1 pseudogene is annotated in these 586 nt (G+C 70.0%); it reads right to left on the bottom strand.

Annotated elements, in window-relative coordinates:
- Nucleotides 1–586 (bottom strand): annotated as a pseudogene (gene eno, locus KUM32_RS40715) (phosphopyruvate hydratase); the annotation flags it as partial.

The following is a 586-nucleotide window of genomic DNA, read 5'->3' as shown; positions in this document are numbered from 1 at the left end:
CGCGAGCGCGATGTCCTGGCCCGGGGTGTAGCCGGCCTTCTTGATGGCCTCGACGATCAGGTCGAGCGCCTCGCGGTTGGAGTCCAGGTTCGGCGCGAAGCCGCCCTCGTCACCGAGGCCGGTGGACAGGCCGCGCTCCTTCAGGACGCCCTTGAGGGTGTGGTAGACCTCGGCACCCCAGCGCAGGGCCTCGGAGAAGGACTCCGCGCCGATCGGGGCGATCATGAACTCCTGGATGTCCACGTTGGAGTCGGCGTGCGAGCCGCCGTTCAGGATGTTCATCATCGGCACCGGGAGCTGGTGCGCGTTCGGGCCGCCGAGGTAGCGGAAGAGCGGCAGGTCGGACGCCTCGGAGGCGGCGTGCGCGACGGCCAGCGAGACGCCGAGGATGGCGTTGGCGCCGAGCGAGGACTTGTCCGGCGTGGCGTCCAGGTCGAACATGGCCTGGTCGATCAGGCGCTGCTCGGTGGCGTCGTAGCCGACCAGCTCCGGGCCGATCTGCTCGATGACCGCGAGCACGGCCTTCTCCACACCCTTGCCGCCGTAGCGGGCCTTGTCGCCGTCCCGCAGCTCAAGGGCCTCGAAC

The organism is Streptomyces sp. AC627_RSS907 (genome assembly GCF_019049165.1).
The sequence above is the reverse complement of the archived record's forward strand: the minus strand, read 5'-3'. Positions and strand labels throughout refer to the sequence as shown.